This is a genomic window from Mycobacterium sp. 5-140-3-2, from assembly GCF_035666375.1.
Classification (GTDB): domain Bacteria; phylum Actinomycetota; class Actinomycetes; order Mycobacteriales; family Mycobacteriaceae; genus Mycobacterium; species Mycobacterium intracellulare.
Genome location: NZ_CP142025.1, coordinates 1,861,483 through 1,880,348, shown reverse-complemented (window position 1 = coordinate 1,880,348; position 18,866 = coordinate 1,861,483). Strand labels below are relative to the sequence as shown.

18 protein-coding genes are annotated in these 18,866 nt (G+C 63.8%); 4 read left to right on the top strand and 14 right to left on the bottom strand.

The window, feature by feature from the left end; genetic code table 11:
- Nucleotides 1-96: 96 nt before the first annotated feature.
- The 5 genes from P6281_RS09015 to P6281_RS08995 are packed head-to-tail and all read right to left on the bottom strand — an operon-like array spanning nucleotide 97 to nucleotide 4,252.
- On the bottom strand, nucleotides 97-1,551 hold the full coding sequence (locus P6281_RS09015; RefSeq protein ID WP_324738802.1) for an aldehyde dehydrogenase: 1,455 nt from the start codon (nucleotides 1,549-1,551) through the stop codon (nucleotides 97-99).
- Entirely contained in the window at nucleotides 1,548-1,745 is a 198-nt protein-coding gene (locus tag P6281_RS09010) for a tautomerase family protein (protein WP_324738801.1), read from the bottom strand. Before P6281_RS09010 ends, P6281_RS09015 begins: the two co-directional genes overlap by 4 nt.
- Nucleotides 1,746-1,749: 4 nt before the next feature.
- Nucleotides 1,750-2,535 carry a 2-keto-4-pentenoate hydratase gene (locus tag P6281_RS09005; RefSeq protein ID WP_324738800.1) on the bottom strand — a complete coding sequence of 262 codons (786 nt, stop codon included), beginning with the start codon at nucleotides 2,533-2,535 and terminating at the stop codon, nucleotides 1,750-1,752.
- Complete coding sequence (locus P6281_RS09000; protein WP_324738940.1) at nucleotides 2,532-3,326, bottom strand: 2-keto-4-pentenoate hydratase; 795 nt, start codon at nucleotides 3,324-3,326, stop codon at nucleotides 2,532-2,534. Before P6281_RS09000 ends, P6281_RS09005 begins: the two co-directional genes overlap by 4 nt.
- Nucleotides 3,326-4,252, bottom strand: coding sequence for a VOC family protein (locus tag P6281_RS08995; RefSeq protein ID WP_324738799.1), 927 nt, complete (start codon nucleotides 4,250-4,252; stop codon nucleotides 3,326-3,328). Before P6281_RS08995 ends, P6281_RS09000 begins: the two co-directional genes overlap by 1 nt.
- A gap of 417 nt (nucleotides 4,253-4,669) precedes the next feature.
- Between P6281_RS08995 and P6281_RS08990 the strand changes: the two genes are divergently transcribed.
- From P6281_RS08990 to P6281_RS08980, 3 genes are all read left to right on the top strand, one after another.
- Nucleotides 4,670-6,100 (top strand): aldehyde dehydrogenase family protein, encoded by a 1,431-nt coding sequence (locus tag P6281_RS08990; RefSeq protein WP_324738939.1) that lies wholly within the window; start codon nucleotides 4,670-4,672, stop codon nucleotides 6,098-6,100.
- A 101-nt stretch (nucleotides 6,101-6,201) separates the two neighbouring features.
- On the top strand, nucleotides 6,202-6,777 hold the full coding sequence (locus P6281_RS08985) for a MarR family winged helix-turn-helix transcriptional regulator (RefSeq protein WP_179300135.1): 576 nt from the start codon (nucleotides 6,202-6,204) through the stop codon (nucleotides 6,775-6,777).
- A gap of 28 nt (nucleotides 6,778-6,805) precedes the next feature.
- Nucleotides 6,806-7,786: an amidohydrolase family protein gene (locus P6281_RS08980; RefSeq protein ID WP_324738798.1), complete on the top strand. Its 981-nt coding sequence runs from the start codon at nucleotides 6,806-6,808 to the stop codon at nucleotides 7,784-7,786.
- A 21-nt stretch (nucleotides 7,787-7,807) separates the two neighbouring features.
- Here the strand turns inward: P6281_RS08980 and P6281_RS08975 are convergent, their stop codons facing one another.
- From P6281_RS08975 to P6281_RS08935, 9 genes are all read right to left on the bottom strand, one after another.
- The gene (locus P6281_RS08975; protein ID WP_324738797.1) at nucleotides 7,808-8,806 is read right to left on the bottom strand and encodes a 4,5-dihydroxyphthalate decarboxylase; all 999 of its coding nucleotides are present in this window, start codon (nucleotides 8,804-8,806) and stop codon (nucleotides 7,808-7,810) included.
- A complete protein-coding gene (locus P6281_RS08970; RefSeq protein ID WP_163714991.1) occupies nucleotides 8,803-9,588 on the bottom strand; it encodes an IclR family transcriptional regulator in 786 nt (261 codons plus the stop codon). The genes P6281_RS08975 and P6281_RS08970 overlap by 4 nt, the downstream gene beginning before the upstream one ends.
- 7 nt (nucleotides 9,589-9,595) lie before the next feature.
- Nucleotides 9,596-10,840 carry an NAD(P)/FAD-dependent oxidoreductase gene (locus P6281_RS08965; RefSeq protein ID WP_324738795.1) on the bottom strand — a complete coding sequence of 415 codons (1,245 nt, stop codon included), beginning with the start codon at nucleotides 10,838-10,840 and terminating at the stop codon, nucleotides 9,596-9,598.
- Nucleotides 10,840-11,037, bottom strand: a complete 198-nt coding sequence (locus P6281_RS08960) for a ferredoxin (protein WP_009953912.1) — start codon at nucleotides 11,035-11,037, stop codon at nucleotides 10,840-10,842. Before P6281_RS08960 ends, P6281_RS08965 begins: the two co-directional genes overlap by 1 nt.
- 37 nt (nucleotides 11,038-11,074) lie before the next feature.
- Nucleotides 11,075-11,881, bottom strand: a complete 807-nt coding sequence (hcaB, locus tag P6281_RS08955; protein WP_324738937.1) for a 3-(cis-5,6-dihydroxycyclohexa-1,3-dien-1-yl)propanoate dehydrogenase — start codon at nucleotides 11,879-11,881, stop codon at nucleotides 11,075-11,077.
- Entirely contained in the window at nucleotides 11,878-12,135 is a 258-nt protein-coding gene (locus tag P6281_RS08950) for a hypothetical protein (RefSeq protein ID WP_196771120.1), read from the bottom strand. The genes hcaB and P6281_RS08950 overlap by 4 nt, the downstream gene beginning before the upstream one ends.
- A 50-nt stretch (nucleotides 12,136-12,185) precedes the next feature.
- Nucleotides 12,186-12,773 carry a 3-phenylpropionate/cinnamic acid dioxygenase subunit beta gene (locus P6281_RS08945; RefSeq protein WP_009953908.1) on the bottom strand — a complete coding sequence of 196 codons (588 nt, stop codon included), beginning with the start codon at nucleotides 12,771-12,773 and terminating at the stop codon, nucleotides 12,186-12,188.
- Entirely contained in the window at nucleotides 12,770-14,173 is a 1,404-nt protein-coding gene (locus tag P6281_RS08940; protein ID WP_324738794.1) for an aromatic ring-hydroxylating dioxygenase subunit alpha, read from the bottom strand. Before P6281_RS08940 ends, P6281_RS08945 begins: the two co-directional genes overlap by 4 nt.
- Nucleotides 14,174-14,485: 312 nt before the next feature.
- Nucleotides 14,486-14,986 (bottom strand): Lrp/AsnC family transcriptional regulator, encoded by a 501-nt coding sequence (locus P6281_RS08935; RefSeq protein ID WP_317727675.1) that lies wholly within the window; start codon nucleotides 14,984-14,986, stop codon nucleotides 14,486-14,488.
- Nucleotides 14,987-15,145: 159 nt separating this feature from the next.
- On the opposite strand from P6281_RS08935, the gene P6281_RS08930 reads away from it, so the two are divergent.
- Nucleotides 15,146-18,610 (top strand): indolepyruvate ferredoxin oxidoreductase family protein, encoded by a 3,465-nt coding sequence (locus P6281_RS08930; RefSeq protein WP_442757120.1) that lies wholly within the window; start codon nucleotides 15,146-15,148, stop codon nucleotides 18,608-18,610.
- The last annotated feature ends 256 nt before the right edge of the window (nucleotides 18,611-18,866 follow it).

The following is an 18,866-nucleotide window of genomic DNA, read 5'->3' as shown; positions in this document are numbered from 1 at the left end:
GATTTGCACCGTTCACCTTCAAGCCCCCGTGGTCATAAGTCGCGAGCACGGACCGCCAATTCCGGCACCGCTGCAGGTCACTACATCAGCGGCGTCCTAGGCGGTGCCACCGTCACTGATCGCCATCACCACCGCCTTCGGCTCGGTGAAGAATTCGCGGCTGAATGTGCCACCCTCACGGCCGATTCCGGAATCACCCACCCCGCCGAACGGCGCCCGCAAATCACGAATGAAAAAGCAATTCACCCACACGGTGCCCGCGTTCAGCGCTGCTGCCACGCGGTGGGCACGCGAGAGGTTCTCGCTGAACAACATCGCGTTTAGCCCATAGGGTGTGTCGTTGGCTGCAGCAATGCCGTCTGCCTCGGTGTCGAACGGCGCGACGACCGCGACGGGGCCGAAGATCTCTTCACGGCAGAGGCGCGCGGTTGCAGGCAGGTCGGTTACGACCGTCGGGTGGATGAGCCACCCCTCGCCCGGACCACCCGTGCGCATGGTGCCCCCTTCGGCGGGGATCCCCTCGACGTAGGAGCGGACCTTCTTCCAGTGTTCTTGCGAGGCCAGTGGTCCAACCTGGGTGTCAACGGCTTTCGGATCTCCAGCGATCAGCGATTCGGAGGCTCTCACAAAACGTGCCAAGAACTCGTCGTAGACCTGCCGCTGGACGTACAGGCGGCTACCGGCGAGGCACACCTGCCCGGCATTGGAGAAGATGGCCCGGATCGACCAGCTCACCGCGCTGTCGAGGTCGGCGTCGGCGAAGACCAGGTTGGCACCCTTTCCGCCCAGTTCCAGGCTCACCGGGGTCAGGTGGGCCGCCGCCGCCGCCGCGATGGTTCTGCCGGTACCGGTTTCGCCGGTGAAGGTGATCCTGTCAACGCGGGGATCGCCGGTGAGCGCGGATCCCACAGAATCGGGACCATATCCGTGCACGACATTCAGGACGCCATCGGGCATCCCGGCCTGCAGGGCAAGTCTCGCCAGGATGGTCGCCGACGCGGGAGTGTCCTCGGCAGGTTTGAGGACGACCGTGTTTCCCCACGCGAGGGCCGGCGCGACCTTCCACGTCTCGAGCATCAGCGGGAAATTCCACGGCGCGATCGCGGCGACGACACCCGCCGGCTCGAATCTGGTGTAGGCATGGTGACCGGTGTCCATCGGCAGTGCTTCACCGGCTGAGAGCCGCGCATGGTCTGCGAAGAAACGGAAGTTCTGCGCAGACCGCGGCACGTCGTTGCCTCGTGTGTCGGTGATCGGCTTTCCCATATCGGTGGTGTCCGCGAGGGCCAGCTCGTCGCGATGCTCGATGATTAGATCGGCCAGCCGGTGCAGAATCGCGCCCCGCTCAGCCAAACCCATTCGTGGCCAGGGGCCTTCGTCGAAGGCCCGGCGCGCCGCGGTTACGGCCCGGGCGGCCTCCTCAGCGCCGCCGAGCGCCACCCTGGCCCACGGCTGGCGGGTCCACGGATCGACGGTGTCGAAGCACGCCTGACTGGCCGACTCGGTCTCTTCACCATCGATGACGTGAGGTATGAGCTCGGTCATCATCATGAACTCTTGTTGCGCTCGGCGATGGTCACGTCACCGGCGGCCCAATGGGTATCGGGAACTTCACGCAGGACCACCCGGATGGCGGAACGTGAGACGCCCAGCGCCGTCTCGACCGCGTCGGTCAACTCGCTGATTAGCGTGCGTAACTGGTGTTGTGCCCGGCCCTGGACCAGGGTGACTTCGACTAACGGCATCGCGTTACTTCCCTTCGTGGACGACCAGTGAGCCTAGGTTCGAAAAATGCATTCTCACAACGCTTTTAGGACCGAGCGCAACCGCATCGGTCATCCCGCCGGTGAGCACAATCCAACCGCGTTCGATCGCCAACCCCCGGTCGGCGAGCACGTTCGCCGCCAGCGCCAGCGCCTCCGCAGGGTGACCTTGAACCGCGGCTCCGGTGGCGCTGTCGACGATGACGCCGTCGACTTCGACCAAGCACGCCTCCAGTGAAAGGTCCAGTTCTTCCGGCCGCAATCCGATTGGGCCCGTCAGATATCGACCCGATGAGGCGTTGTCGGCGACGACGTCAGGCAGGGTGAACCGAAAATCGCGATAGCGGGAGTCAATGATCTCCATGCCCGCGTAGACGTGCCCCACCGCTGACATCGCTTGTGCCGCTGTAACACCGGGACCGCTCAACCGCTCCTTCATGACGAAGACGAGTTCCGGCTCGACGCGCGGATGAATCAACACGCCCGCCGGCAACGGCGCCCCGGCGGGCAGCGTCATCGCATCGGTCAGCCATGCAACGAGCGGCGACGAAATACCCATTCGCTGCTGCTTGGCTCGAGACGTCAGGCCCAGCTTCACACCGACGACGCTTTCACCACGCTCGACTCGGCGGCACAACGCCTCGTCCTGAACCGCATAGGCGGTCCTTAGGTCGAGCTCGGCCCAATCATCGGTGATCGGGTTGCGGGCGGTTCGCGTGTCCTCTGCGTCAAGCAGCGCGGAGGCCGCCCGATCAACGGTCCATTTATTCACGACTCTCCTGCGGCGAAACGTGCGGTGACGAGCCCGAGTTGGGCAAACTGCGCGGTCCAGACATCTCCTGGTCGCACCGGTTGTGCCGCGGTCACCGAACCCGGTAGCACGACATCACCGGCTCTCAGGCAGTCGTTCTGCTGACCCAGGGTGTTGGCCAGCCATGCCAGCGATATCACCGGCGAGCCGAGCGCCGCTCCCCCGGCACCCGTCGCGACCACCTCGCCGTTGCAGTACAGGTTGCATCCGAGGAGCCGAAGGTCCGCATCTGTGGGTCGAACAGGACGCCCGCCGAGCACGACTCCCCCTGACGAGGCGTTGTCGGCAACCGTGTCGGCGACGCTGATACGCCAGTCGGCGATGCGGCTGTCGATGATTTCCAGTGCCGGCAGCACGAAGTCCACCGCGGCCAGGGCCTCGGCGACTGTCACGCCGGGACCGGCAAGGTCACGCTTGATTACTAGGGCGATCTCCGGTTCTACACGCGGCTGCAGGAAAGCAGTCACCGGGATGGGATCGGACTCTGGGTGGAACATCTGGTCGTGCAAGACACCGAAATCCGGTTGATTCACTCCCATTTGGCGTTGCATGGCCGCAGAGGTCAGGCCAACTTTGTGGCCCTTGATGATCCGGCCTTCGGCCATCCACCGATCGACCTGTGCTCGCTGGATGTCGAAGCCCTCCGCCACGGTCAAGTCAGGGAATCGGTCGGTCAGCGGGGCGATCGGGTTGCGCGTCTGGTAGGCAGCCAGCAGCTCCTCGGCCATCTGATGGCACTCTTCGGTACGCATCACACGCTGAGCTCAGGCGCAACGACAGAAAGCGATGCTGTCGAGCGGCCTACGAGTTGACTCTGGGAGACGGTCCGCTGGGTTGGACCCAACCACATATCGATCGAGCCCGGCTCTCCGAGCTCGAACATGCGGGGAGTCCACGCCTCGTCTTCAATCAACTGGACCCCGAATGAGTACTCGTAGGTCAGGTTGTCGGGCCCGAGGAAGTAGACGAAGATGGCCGTCGACGTCGGGTGACGGCCTGGCCCATGCAGAATCTGCACATCGTTCTGTTGCAGGAATCGCCAATTGCGCATCACATCGTCGAGCGTCTCGACCTGGAAGTTGATGTGACAGAAGCCTGGTCCGGCGTCGCTCTGGAAGAACGCGAGCTTGTGATGGACGGGGTCGATTCGCATCAGGCAAGCGCCCTCACCGATCCAGTCGGACACCTTGGCGCTGAACACCGTAGACCAGAAGGCGTGCGCAGCCCGTACATCGGGGGCATCGAGGCACAGGTGGCCGAACTCCGCGATACCTGCGGCGGGTCGACCGAAGTTGATCGGACGCACCAGGGTGCTCTGGCCCGTGACCAGTTCGACGTGATTGCCGAAGGGGTCGTCGAAAGCGATGAAATTGCGAACATGTCGGTGTCGCGCTTCCTGTTCGGAGCCACGCGAAACTGTGCAGCCGTACTGCTGCAACTCGACTTCGGCTGACTCGAGCGCGGCATCGTCTCGCAACGAGAACGCCGATGCGAGGACGCCGGGCCGGTTGCTTTCGATCAGCGCTAGGCAGTGATGACGGCCGTCGGCCCGCAAATAGGTGACACCTTGGTCCTGCGCGACCGGATCCAGTCCTACGATGTCGACCGCGAAGCGGGTCGCACGCTGGAGATCGGTCACCCCCGATCGCACGTAAGCAATGTCCTGCAGTTCGATCATCTCCGACCTTCCTGAACCTGACGAGGCAACTCAGCCCGCACCGCGACATCCCAGATGCGCCACTCGGTTTTTACTTATGCTTGTGAACTATATTGCGTACTGCCCTTCGGGTCAAAGCCGTCCCTGCACACCTAGGGAGGTGGCGAGCGCAATGACCCCTGTCGGGTCGAAGTCGCAAGATTCGCGCTGCGCAACAGGCCATTACGTGACATGGTCGCGGCCACGTGGCGGCGTGCGGTAGCGTCCGAATTAGTTATAGTTATGAAATATTTGTGGATATAGGCTAAACGGCAGGTTTAACCGCTAGAGTCGGCTTACGCCGACGAGTGGTCCTCCAGAAAGTGGGCATAGCACGTGCAATCCTCTCTCGAAAGCAACAAGACGGACGTCGCTAGGCTGCTCGACCGTGACTGGCGGATGCTCATCGGGGGCGACCGCGTCAGCGCCGCTGACGGCGCGGCGATGGAGATCACCGCCCCGCATGACGGCTCCACCATCGCCCGCGTTCCTGCCGCGGGCCTCCCCGACGTTGACGCAGCTGTCGCGGCGGCGGTGGCGGCGTTCCCGCAATGGCGCGACACCACATTGCTTGAGCGATCGGAGATGATTAGGTCGTTCGCGCAGAGATTGCGTGCCCGCGCAACCGATTTCGGTCTGCTCGACGCTATCGACACCGGCAATCCCGTGACAGCCATGGTCGGCGACGTCATTATGGCTAGCCGGTGGCTCGACTACCACGCGGCGGTGGCCTTCAGCGTCACCGGCGACACCCTTCCGTCGATGACGCGCAGCTGGCTGATGACCCGCAAAGAACCGTACGGCGCGGTCGGGCGGATAATTCCCTTTAACCACCCCATCCTGTTCGCCGCCGCCAAAGTAGGCGCTCCGCTGATCACCGGCAACACACTGATTCTCAAGGTGCCCGATCAGGCTCCGCTGTCCTCGCTGCTGATGGCCGAGGTGGTTCTCGAGTCGTTTCCGCCCGGCGTTGTCAACATCATCTCGGGAAGCGGTGCGGTGGCGGGAGACGCACTGGTCCGACACCGCGACGTCAAGCGCATCGCACTCATCGGCAGCGTCCCCACTGGCCAGAAGGTGATGGCCGCGGCAGCCGAGGCGGGCATCAAACACGTCACCCTGGAACTCGGCGGCAAGAACGCGATGATCGTCTGCCCGGACGCCGACCCGAGCGCCGTCGTCGAGGGCGCGGCTTTCGGCATGAACTGTCATTGGAGCCAGGGACAGTCCTGCGGATCGACGACCCGGCTCTTTCTTCACGAGTCACTTCACGACCAGGTGGTTTCCGGCCTGGTCGAGCGATTGAAGTCGATCAGGATCGGTCATCCGCTGGATCCGGCCACCGAGATGGGATGCCTGGTATCCCAAGCGCAGTTCGACAAGGTGAATCACTACATCGACGTCGCGAAACGCGAAGGGGCTAGCTTGGTCACCGGCGGCGGACGGCCGCCGGGGAAGCAATTCGAGGCGGGCTTCTACGTCGAGCCGACGGTCTTCGCCGACGTCGACATGTCGATGACCGTTGCGCGTGAGGAGATTTTCGGTCCGGTCTTGTCGGTGCTGCGGTTCACAGATCTTGACGCCGCCATCGCTCAGGCCAACGCACTACCGTTCGGTCTAACCGGCGCGATCTGGAGCAACGACATCACGACCGCAGTCTCGGTGGCAGACAGGCTTGACACCGGCTATGTGTGGATTAACGGCAGCGGCAGCCACTTTCTGGGTGCGCCGTTCGGCGGGCGCAAGGACAGCGGAACAGGTACCGAAGAGGGAGTCGAGGAATTGGAGAGTTACCTCCAGACCAAGACCGTCAACATTCCTCTCCCGTGAGTTGTTAAACCCTTCACCCGACACCGCGACAAATTTGTTGACGTCGGTACTGTACAGAACCGGAACTATCCACCATCGTGATCAAATCGGGAGGCGATCCCATGCCGCGACGGCCCCGTAACCCACGCTCGATCGCCGAGGAGATCGCAAGGGCGGCCGACCGGGAGGATCCGGGATTCGACACCGCAGTCCTGGGACTGACGTTGGCGCTGTTCCGTACCGCGACCGCCTTTGAGCGGGCTCACGTCAGCGAACTACTGCCGCACGACCTGAACATCAGCCAGCTCAATATCCTCACGGTGCTCGACCGCGCCTCGCAGCCGCTGACGATGGGGGCTCTTGGTCAGGCGGTCTCCGTGCTGCCGGCTAACCTGACCGGTGTCGTGGACGGGTTGGCGCGGCGGGGTTACGTCGAACGCATAACGAATCCCGATGACCGTCGGTCCTTCCTGATCCGCATCGGTAAACCCGGCCGCGCCTTTCTACGCAAGTTTCTGCCCGGACATTGGGCATACCTACAGACCCTGATGAGCGATCTGACACCCCCGCAGAAGCGTCAGCTGCAGACGTTGCTCGGCAAGTTCTACGACTCGATCGAACAGAACTGCCAGACCGTCACCAATGGCGCCGATCTCAAGCGCCCACGCCCGAGGCTCCGTGGTCAGGTGTCGTCATGAGACTACCGGCGTCTTTTCAGGCGATATTGTGATCGATCTCCACACCCATGGCCTGCCCCGCTCCCTACCCAACTTCGGCCGACGCTTCGCGGGTTCCTGGCTGGAACTGGTGGAAACCGGTCCGTGTAGCGCCGATATCATGCTCGGCGACCGGCACTTTCGTTCGATCACGGACCAATGCTGGAACCTGGAGCGACGACTCGCCGACATGGAGACTGACGGCGTTGCAAGACAGGTTATTTCACCCATACCGATAACTTTCTCTTATGGTCTGAGCGCCGATGGCGTGGCCGAGATGGCGCGGGTGCAGAACGAATGGATCGCCGACGCGGTTCGCGCATATCCGGCGCGGTTCAGCGGGCTGGGCACAGTTCCGCTGCAGGACCCGGACCGGGCCGCGGAGATGGTCGTCGAAATTCGGCAGGTTCTCGGCCTCGCTGGTGTCGAGATCGGCTCGAACATCCGCGGACTTAATCTCGACGACCGCGCGCTGGATCCCTTCTTCGCGGCCTGTGCCGATCACAGCGCTCTGGTCTTTGTACACCCGTGGCAGGTGCTGGGTTCGGATCGGCTCACGAAGTACGGTCTCGCCGATTCCATCGGAATGGGCGCTGAGACGGCGACGGCTGCAGCGTCATTGGTGATAGGCGGCGTTCTTGACCGCCATCCCAACCTCGACATTCTGCTCGCTCACGGCGGAGGTGCGTTTCTGGCACTGCTTCCGAGAATCGAGCGATTCTGGGAGAACTCATCGGCAGTGACGTACTGCAGCGACCGTCCGTCGAGTTATGCCGGCCGCTTCTATTACGACTCGCTGCTCTTCGACGAGGACGCGGTTGCGGCTCTGGTCGGGCGGGTCGGGGCAGATCGGGTGGTGGTCGGCACCGATTATCCGTTCGCCATCGCCGAACGACCAGCAGGAGCGGCCCTGCTCGGCGCCGGTCTCCCCGACGCGGTCACTTCGGCGGTCAGCGTGCTGACCGCCGAGAGGATCCTTGGACTCGCTTGAGTCACAACGGGTTTGTTGGGGCTACACGCGCGCTGCGCTGACGGTCGACGGTACGAACACATCCTCGAGTCGCAGCGGGCGTTCGCTGAACCCCTGCTCGTGCGCGTAGGCCAGCAATGCCTGTAGGGCGGCGAGGTTCTCAGCGACGCCGCAGCGGAAGGGATCGCCGAGAATGTCTTTTTCTGCTTCCGCGTAGGAGGACTCCCATATCAGGCTGGTCGTGCAGACTGCGGTGTCGATAAGCTCCCGCTGTACGGGTTTGCGGGCCCGTTCGAACGCATCGACGAGGTTGTTGGCCACCCATGGATGAGCGGTCAACACCGAACGTTTGACGACCACCACATGCATGATCGGAACAATTTGAGTCGCCTCGAAATAGGCGCGCTCCACGGCACGGAAGTCTGGCCACAACCGTCGAATCCGCGGATCGCCTTGCAGGAACGCCCGTGGGGCACGCGCTGTGATCAGTCCGTCCAGTTCACCGCGGATCAGCTGTTCGCTGAGGGTGTCCTCGTCGTCGATGCGGGACACGTCGAAATAGGCAGGGGGTGTCACCGGCGCCTTCTCCTGACGACCCGGCTCCTCGAGACCACCTGTGCGCCAACGGACCGACGCGAGATCGACACCGTGGTGCTCGCCCAGTATGCCGCGCATCCACAACGAGGCGGTCATGCTCCATTCGGGGGTCCCGATGACGCCGGCGTTGAGGTCGGCCGCCTCGGACACATTCGCGTCGTCGCGCACGTAGACACTGGAGTGGCGGAAAAGCCGAGACGGGAATACCGGGAGGGCGACGAAAGGCCGATCGGGATCGTCAACCGTGGACAGGTATGCGCCCATCGAATACTCGGCCACGTCGAACTCGCCGTACTTGCCCTGGCGCCAGAAGAGGTCTTCGATCGCGGTGTGCAGGTAGCGCATCCGTATACCCTCAGGTGCGACCTCGCCCGTGTACAGGCGACGCGTTCTGTCATAAAGTTCGCCACCGTAGGTCAATTCGAGACGCTCTGCCCGGTTCATGGCAGCAGTCCATCAATCTCATTGGTAGCAGCAATCAGCTCACTGAGCACTGTTCTGCGCAAGCGCTTAGTCATTCGGCTGACGGGCACCGAGGCGTTGAGGGCATACGATCCGCCGCGCAGCGCTACTGCGATGGAGATCACGCCCACCTCGCCCTCTTCATTACTGATGGCATACCCGCGCTTGCGCACCTCGGCGAGCTCCGCATCGAGCGCCACCCTCGATGCAATGGAATTCCGCGTCATCTGGATCAGATCGGCGTGGGGATAGAGCCGGTCGAGCTCCCCGGGCCCAAGAGCGGAAAGCAACGCCTTGCCGGTCGACGTGCAGTGTGCGGGCATCGCCACGCCCAGACGGTTAGACACCCGCAGCGCCTGCGGACTCTCGATGGACGCGACGAAGTCGACCTCGGCGCCTTCCAGCCTTCCCAGATGCACGGTTTCCCTTAGACCGGCGTTCAGTTTTTCCAACACCGGCCGGGCACGGTCGCGGACATCCAGCTGGCGCAGCACGCTGAAGGCGAGCAGATCCAGACCCGGTCCTACACGGTAGGCCCTAGTTTTCGGATCCTGGCGGATCAGTCCGCGGTAGGACAGCATGGCGAGTAGCCGGTGCGCCGTTGAACTCGCCACGCCGAGGTAGGCGCTCACATCGGTAAGCCGGAGTTCATTCCGGGTCGCCAGGAGCATGACGATCTGCAAGGCGTTGTCGACCGATTCCACGGGGTACTGGGGTGTCGGCCCGTATGCCCGGGCAACGATCGGTTCTGCTTCCATAGTCATCCGGTGATCACCCTCCGGCCGATTGGCCTACGTTGAGCTGCGGTAAGCGTTCCACTTCCGCCAGGCAGTCGGCGACGGTCGTTCCCGCGCCAATCATTCTGCGGCACAGCATCAAGGCCTTCGGCCAGTTGACGGTGACAGCCGCAGTCAGCATCCCGTCCTGATCGCCGAACACTGCTGCACTCTGCGGCGGGTCGACGTCCATGTCGCCAACGATCCGATCGAGCGTCGCTCGGTGCGGCCGCCCGGCGATTTGTATCTTCCAGTCGTACTGGTCACTCCACACGTATTCGGTCGGAGCGTAGGAACGCAGTTCGTCGGGGTGGGTGATGTTGTGGGCCACACAGGCGGCCTGCTCGGCGGCGTTGGTCCAGTGCTCGACGCGTACATCTTCCTGATGCCCAGGATGACGCCAGCGCACCACGTCACCGACCGCGAAGACGCCCGGATGCCCTACCGCGCGGGAGAATTCGTCGCACACCACGCCATCGTCGATCAGCAGTCCGGAGGAGGATAGCCAGGCGTCGTTGGGGATGGCGCCAATACCGACGACCACGATGGCCGCGCGCAGCGTCTCGTTGCTCGTTAGGGTGACGCGAAGATCGCCCTCGCGACCATCGACCGACTCGACACCGGCGCCGAATCGCGTCTGCACCCCGTGCCTCGCGTGCACGCTGGTGAGGATGGCGCCGAGTTCAGCCCCGACGATCCGGCCGATCGGTGCGGTGAGCGGATCGACGATGGTTACGTTCCGCCCCGCGGCGTGCGCAGTCGAGGCCACCTCGGCGCCGATGAACCCGCCGCCCACGACTACCACCGGTCCGGCGGCCGCCAGCGCGCGAGCCAGTCCACGGCTGTCGTCGAGCGTCCGCACGAGATAAACGCCGGAGGCCACCGGCCACGGGGCCGGTCGCGCATCAGCGCCGGTGGCGACGACCAGGATGTCGAATGGGACGCGGGCGCCGTCGGCGAGGACCACCGCTCGATCAGCAAGATAAAGTTGCTCAGCTGCGTTGCCGAGGCGCAGTTCGATACCCGCCTCGTCGGCTTGCTCGGCGGTGAGCATCGTCAGCCGGCTCTGATCCCACGAGCCTGCGAGGAACTGCTTAGAGAGGGGCGGCTTGTCGTAGGGCAGATTGCTCTCGCGGCCGATCAACACGATTCGGCCGCCGAAGCCCTGGGATCGTAGCGCCTTTGCGGTGCGCACTCCGCCGACGGACGACCCCACGATGACGACGGTCTGCCCGGACATCAGTCGGCCTCGATGCTCAAGGCGTTCACGGGGCAACTGCCAACCGCGTCCTCGATTCGTGAGCGCTCAGGCTCTGCGAAGGTGTCGCGCAACAGCACCACCACGCCGTCGTCGTCGACATCGAAGGTGTCGGCAGCGCCGGTTACGCAGTTGCCATAACCCTGGCACGACTGGTAGTCAGCGTGGAGTCTGGGCATAGTTGTCCCCTCTCTTCCGATCGTGCGGTGCGAGTGCTCAACTGCGCTTCCTCGGGGCCGCGGCAACGCTCATGCCTCCGTCGGGGTGGATCACGTCGCCGGTGATGCCACGGGCGCGATGCGATGCCAGGAAAACGTAACTCCACGCGTGGTCCTCAGCGGACAAGGCGACCTGCAGGGGAACGCGCGCCGACACCTCTTCGGCACGACCGGGCACTTTCGAGATGCTGCGGTCCGCCATGCCCAGAACGGCCAGGCCGCGAAGGTCGGTACCCAGGGTGGCGCCGGGGGCAACGCCGTTGACCCTGATCTGCGGCGCCAGGTCATGAGATAGCGCGGTGACCAATCCGCGGACGGCGAATTTGGAAGCCACGTAGAGCACCCCACCTCGCCCCGCGTAGTACCCGGACGTTGACTCGGTCAGCACGATGGCGGGCCGCTCGGATTCACGCAGCGCGGGAAGCGCCGCCTTGACCGAATGCAGGTAGCTTCTGACGTTGACGCGAAAGATCTCGTCGAATGCCTCGTCGAGCACGTCCACGTCGATTTCTTCAATGCTGCGGTAAAAGTCGAACACCCCAACGCAGTTGACGAGCACGTCCAGACCGCCGAACGCCTCGACAGCGGCGTCGACGGCCGCGTCATTGGCGGCGCGCAAGCTCCCATCGCCACACACCACGGGGACGTCGGGATGCTGGGCGCTCAGCGCCGAGCACTTCTCCTCATCGCGTTCCAGAACAGCCACGCGCGCACCTTCATCCAGGAAGGCGTCGACCACCGCCCTGCCGATCCCCGAACCGGCGCCCACGACAAGAGCCCGCCGACCGGTGAGCCAGCCGGTCACCACGACTCCGGAGCGGACTGACCCGACCGCTCGTCGACCAGGGACCCGAAGGGGTGTCCGATCATTGCCGAGAATGTCGCGGTCGACTGCCACGTCAGGGCCTCGACTTCGAGAGGACACAGCGCCACCCACTGCCCGGACTTCTGCGATTCGATCAGCAGCCGCGAGCCGTTGCGGGTATCGACCCGGGTGAGGCGCACCTCACTGAACTCGTTACCGATTGTGATCGGTTCGCCGACAACATGTTTGAGCAGCTCACTGCGTGCCGCGCCCGCCGAGCCAGTCTGCTCATGCTCGGGGGGCGTCACAGAAACACCGCCAGATTCTGCATCCGGATGACGGATTCGTCGACCGAGATGATGCGACGGGCCAGCCGCCACTGCTCGCCCTCGAGCCGCAGCAGGTCCTCCCGGCCCGCGGATAGAAAGGCACCTTCCCGCACGTCGCCTCTACTACGGAACAGCAGGGTGGCGGACTCGACGATCAGGTGGTCCGGGTCGTCGGTAGCGAAGGTCCGCACGTTCGACAGGTGGTGGCGCAGCCGGGACGGCGGATCCTCGGTCCAGGCGTGTTCGGTGAGGAAGCGGGCTACCCGGCGAGACAACGAGTACTTGTCTTCATCGAAATGTGCCATGCCAGGCGAAGTGTCGTAGCCGGCGGCCAGTGCCGTCGTGACCCTGACCGGCATCAGATAGTGGATGTCCTCAGAGAGAACCTCGAGCCACTGCGAATACGCTTGTGCGTCCAGCAGATAGGACTCGTCCACCAGCCACTGGTGGGCGACCAGGTGCCGCTCATCGTCGAATCGCAGTGTCTTGCCTGTCCGGGTGACGCGCGATGCCGACCCTCCGAGGCGGGACCGGCTGGAATGGGTGTCGGGGGCGGTGCTCATACTCGCGTCACCGTCCCGGGGCCGCCGTTGACCGTCACACCATTGGATGGTTCCGGGTGTGCCGTCTCAGCAGAACCTGCTTGTAGATCATTTGCCCAGCGCCGCAAGAACTCTCGCTGATTGAACTCGCTGTAACCTTGACGGGCGATACCCGGTCCGCTGAATCGGTCGGCAGGCAGTGGAGGCGCTACCTCCGAGTCGTCGGCGAGCAGACCCATCCGGCTGTTGAGCAGTAATCGCCGCGCCATCGAGCCGGCCGCGGTGTTGGTCAGCGACACCCAGTTCTCGACATCGTCCTGTTCGAACATGCCGGTACTACCGAAGCACATGAGATAGGCCTTGTAGGACAGCGCCTTGAACTCTTCCGGGGCGTCGGCGTCCACGGCGAACCATGACAGCACCTCGGTCTCGTCCTCGCTGATCGGCTGCCACTGCCGCAGCGTGATGAACGGAAGCACATCGTCGCTGTCGGCGACCTTCGGCCAGTTGTGAACGAATGACAGGTTGGGATACAGCGTTGCGGCACTGAACATGAAGCCGTCGGTACCGATAACGGCGATCTGTTCCGGCGACCAGCTCTGCTTCATCCGCTCGATCATCTGGTCGGGATAGCCGACGTACCGAAGCCGGTCCTCCAACGATCCGTCAGGCAGTTTGTAGGTGGTTCCGCCACCATTGCCGGCCCAGTACAGCGCGCCCTCTTTGCGCTTCTGCGCGTTGGGCTCACGAAAGAGCCCGATCTCGACCACCGAGGTGTGCGTTTGGGGCGTGTGGTACATATCGCCGGCGAAGTTCTCGGCGCCTATCTTCCAGTTGGCCTTGATCCGCCAGCGTTGTGGTCCGTGCAGCTCAATGCCACGCGAGCTCTGCCGCGTGTAGAAGTCGAGGTAGAACCGGAAGTCCCCCAGGTAATCTTCCAGTGGCGGCGCCTGGGCGTTCAGGCTGAGAAAGATCATGCCGTTGTAGACGGCAACGTTGGGAGCCGGCAGCAGCCGTTGTCCCTTGCGGGCAAATCCTTCCTCGCCGCCGTAAGCATCCTGATGGAAGGGTAATCCCACGATCCTGCCGTCATTGCGGTAGGACCACCCGTGATACGGACACCGGAAGTGCGAGGCGTTGCCCATCTCCGCTCGGCATACCTGCATGCCGCGGTGCAGACACATGTTGAAATGCGCACAGACATTGCCGTTTTCGTCGCGGGTGATGATGAACGAGTCCTCGAGAATCCGCCGCACGACATAGTCTCCCGGCTGTGCGATCTCCGATTCGTGGCCGACGAAAATCCACGCCCGGGCGAAGATGTGCCGCTTCTCCAACTCATAGATCTCCCGGTCGTTGTAGATGTGGGCCGGGATCATGCCTCGGCGAACCTCATCGAAGACCACGGACTGGTCGGTCATGACACCTTCCTTCTGCAACGGGGCAACGCCCCCTTGGTGGCAGGACCGCTCTCTGCTGGAAGACATGAGCTGCAAATGAGTTGGGTCCTATGATCGGGGGCTACGTTGGACAACGCCTGTCCCACAACGACGGAATCGATACCCATGCCTGGTCGCAACTCTCCGTTCGTTGGCCCCGCGGGTACGAATTAAGTCAGCTCAGATGATGAAACGTCTACTATGGATAGTACAGATTGCATAATATGTGTTCAATAGGTAACCCTTGCCCGCCCGTACGGTGCTGACAGCGAACAGGCCCCGACCGCCGACCCCTCAATCCTTCGGCGTCGACCGTCCCCAACCAGCGTTGCGCGTCATGTCCTTGAGCAGCGGCACGGCCCGAAAGGTCAGCGGAGTCGTCAGCGCCAACGTCGTCGTCGAGTGCACCACCCCCGGAATACCGACCACCTGCTCGATCAACTGTTGGAGTCCGGCCTGTGTCTCGGTAGCGACGCGGACCAGAAGATCTTCTCGCCCTGCGGTCGCGTGGATCTCCAGCACCTGAGGTATCCCGATGAGAGCTTCCACGATTGGGCCGAGGCGGCCCTGTTGCACCTCCAGTCCGATGAAGGCCTGCGTGGCGATTCCGATCCGTGCGAGGTCGAGTTCGGGGCGGTAGCCGGCGACCAGCCCGCCCTCTTCGAGTCGCTTCAGGCGGGATTGCACGGTGTTACGCGAAATGCCCAGCCTGGACGCCAGTTCCAGGACTCCGGCCCGCGCGTCGCGCGCGAGCATCTCGAGCAGATCGACGTCGAGCCGATCAATGCTGACCATTCGAGTCACCTCACTCAGTTGTTTTACCTGTACAACTGAACTATTCGCTCAGTTGAAACAAGATTAGTTGACCTGAAATCCATTCCAGACCAACCTGATAGGAACTTTCGAACCACATGCCACCCGCGCATCTCATTAACCCCTGAACGGCGCATCACCTTGACTGATCTTTATACAGCCGGGCCTGACCCCGACCTCAACGCGCGGTACCGGCCATCCTCCGGGCCAGTCCTGCTGACTGGAGTGCAAGCAATCGCTCGATTGATGGTCGAACAGCACGAACGGGACGCCCGCAATGGCCACCACGTCGCCACCTTCGTCTCGGGGTATCAGGGCAGTCCGCTTGGCGGACTGGACCAGCTGCTAGCCAGCCTGCCCAACCTCGAATCCGAGCATCATGTCTACCTTGTGCCGGGAGTCAACGAAGAACTCGCCGCCACGTCGGTGTGGGGTAGCCAGAATGACCTGCCCCGGGGTAGCCGCAGCTACGACGGGGTGATCGGTGTCTGGTACGGCAAGGGCCCTGGGCTCGACCGCGCCAGCGACGCCCTGCGCCACGGAGCGATGTACGGGGCAAACCCCGGAGGCGGTGCGCTCGCCCTGGTCGGTGACGACCCCGGCGCGAAGTCCTCGAGCCTCCCGGTCGCCAGTGAGCGATCCCTGGCGGCCCTATCGATGCCGATCCTGTTCCCCCGCAATGCCGAAGAGGTCATCAGGTTCGGCATGTACGGCATCGCGTTGTCGCGCGCCTCGGGATGCTGGGCTGCCATGAAGATCGTCGCCGACGTCGCAGACGGACTCTGGACGCTGGACCGCGACTTCTCCGACTTCGACATCACCGTCCCCACCATTGAATGGGACGGCCGACCCTGGACCTACCGCCAACGCATCTGCGCCGCTCCGCCGGACAGCCTGCTCGCCGAGGCGGACCTATACGGCCCCCGCTGGGCGATGGTGCGAGCATTCAACGCCGCCAACGACCTCGACCGTATCGAGGTTGATCCCGCGCAGGCATGGCTGGGCATCGTCGCCGTCGGCACGGCCTACGACACGGTGCGCGAGGCGCTAGTCGATCTAGGGTTGACCGACCCGGACCTGACCCGATCAGGCATCCGCATCCTGCGCATCGGTATGCCCTATCCCCTTGACCCACAAATTGTCTCCCGCCTGGCCGACGGCGTCGAGCGGATACTGGTGGTCGAGGACAAATCGGCGTTCGTCGAGACGCAGGTCAAGGACATCCTCTACGGCCGCCGCGCGGCGCCCGAGATCCTGGGTAAGAAGGCGTCCAACGGGAGCACGCTGATACCCCCGGATGGCGAACTCACCACCGCACGCCTGCTCGTACCGCTTCGCGCGGTGTTGAAGGAACGGGTGGCACTCGCGCCCGCCCCGCCGCCGACGCTCGACCTGACGGTGCTGCCCTCCACCCGGACCGCCTACTTCTGCTCCGGTTGTCCACACAACCGCTCCACCGCGGTGCCGGACGGATCGCTGGCCGGCGGCGGAATCGGCTGTCACACGCTAGTCACAATGTCCTCGCGAACAGATTCTGCGGTCACTGCCCTCACCCAGATGGGAGGCGAGGGCGCGCAATGGATCGGCCAGGCGATGTTCACCGATGTCCGACACATTTTCCAAAACATCGGCGACGGAACCTATTTTCATTCTGGACAGCTTGCGGTGCAGGCCTGTGTCGCCGCCGGTGTGAACATCACCTACAAGATCCTCTACAACAGCGCGGTCGCGATGACCGGAGCCCAGGACGTCGCGGCAGGACTGACGGTTCCCGAACTCACCCACAAACTCATCGCCGACGGTGTGTCAAAAGTGATCGTCTGCGCCGACGAGCCCGAGCGACACAAGGGTGCGGTGTTCGCGGACGGAGTGCTGCTGTGGCCCCGCGATCGCCTCGACGAGGCACAGCGTCTGTTGCGTGACACCCAAGGCGTCACGGCACTGATCTACGACCAGCAGTGCGCGGCAGAAGCCCGCCGCAAGCGTAAGCGCGGAATGCTGCCGCCCCGGCGCACTCGGGTGGTGATCAACGAGGCGGTCTGTGAAGGCTGCGGCGATTGCGGCGTCAAGAGCAACTGTCTGTCGGTTCAGCCGGTCGAAACTGAACTCGGCCGCAAGACCCGAATCGACCAGAGCACCTGCAACACCGACTACTCCTGCCTGGACGGCAACTGTCCGTCATTCGTGACCGTGGAAATGCCCGCGACAAAGGGCCCATCCACTGAGATCGAGCGACCCATCCCGCCATACGCGCCCGACCCCGAGGTGGCACCGATCTCCGGTGTCTACAACGTCTTTCTGGCCGGCATCGGGGGAACGGGAATCGTGACCGTCAACCAGGTGCTGGCGATGGCCGCCCTGCGCACCGGCTTTTACGCCGAGGGCCTGGACCAGACGGGCCTCAGCCAGAAGGCTGGACCGGTCACCTCCCACCTACGGCTCAGTACCGAAGCCGTCCCCTCATCCAACCGAATCAGCGCCGGGGCGGCCGATTGCATACTGGCCTTCGACCTGCTCACGGCCGTCGATTCCCAGAACCTCCGCTATAGCAACCCGGTTCGCACCGTCGCGGTCGCCTCGACCAGCAGGACGCCCACCGGCGACATGGTCTACGACGCCGCCGTCGAGCACCCGAGCGATGACTCGCTGCTGTCTCGGTTGAAGGTTCGGACTCGGTCGCTCGTGTCCTTTGACGCGCTGGCCGCCGCCGAACGCCTCTTCGGAAACACCACCACCGCGAACTTTCTCTTGGTCGGCGCCGCGTATCAACTCGGCGCGCTCCCGGTGACCGCCGCCGCGATCGAGGACGCGATTTCGATCAACGGGGTCGCCGTGCAGATGAATCAAGCGGCCTTCAGGTGGGGTCGGGTCGCCGTCGCCAACCCCGCGGAATTCCGGACCGCCACCGCAGACCCGGCCGACGACCCGACGCCTCGGGTGCCGAGCCATCTCTTCACGACGAGCACGGTCACGGGCGCCGTGCGTGAACTCTTGGAACGGCGGGCGGCGGACCTGGTCGCATACCAGGACGACCACACGGCTGCTCGGCTGATCAACCTGACACAGCGTGCGTGGGATCAGGAGCGCGAAATCACCGACCGCACCGACCTGTCTGAAGCCATAACCCGAAACTTCTTCAAGCTCATCGCATACAAGGACGAGTACGAGGTCGCCCGCATGCTCACCGACCCGGTGTTCCTCGCATCGGTGCGGTCACAGGTCCCCGGCGGGGAAAACCTGACCTTCAAGCTGCACCCACCGATATTGAAGGCACTCGGTCGCAAGAAGAAGATCAGCATGGGTCCGCGCACCCACGTAGCGCTTCGGCTCCTGGCGAAGGCTAAACGTCTCAGGGGAACGCCTCTGGACCCCTTCGGCTACACCGAGATGAGACGGCTCGAACGTCGGTTGATCACCCACTACGAAGCAACCATCAACGACCTCCTGCGGTCGCTCACACGCGACTCCTACGAATGGGCACTGGCCGTCGCCTCAGCCCCCGATCTCATTCGCGGCTACGAGGAAGTCAAGGTGCGTAACCTCGGCGCCTATCTGGCACGTCTCGACGAACTTGGGATCGCTACCGACGCGCTGCCGCTCACGTGACGGACGACGGGCGGCTTGTTGTTGGCGCAGCCGGGGCCGCGTGCTGGAACACGACCACACCGCATGATCCTGGCGCGCCGACCGCATCCCGGTCAGCTGCGCCGACTAACCCTGGTACCCGATCCGGAACTTGCTGTGCGCGCGCACATCCCCGAAGTCCGTGCGATGAAGCGCTAATCCGCCGCGGGCTCGGCGTGAACTGCAACGCTGGAGCCCAATCCTGCTTGGGTCACCGTCGTCTCGTGCTGGGCGCCCA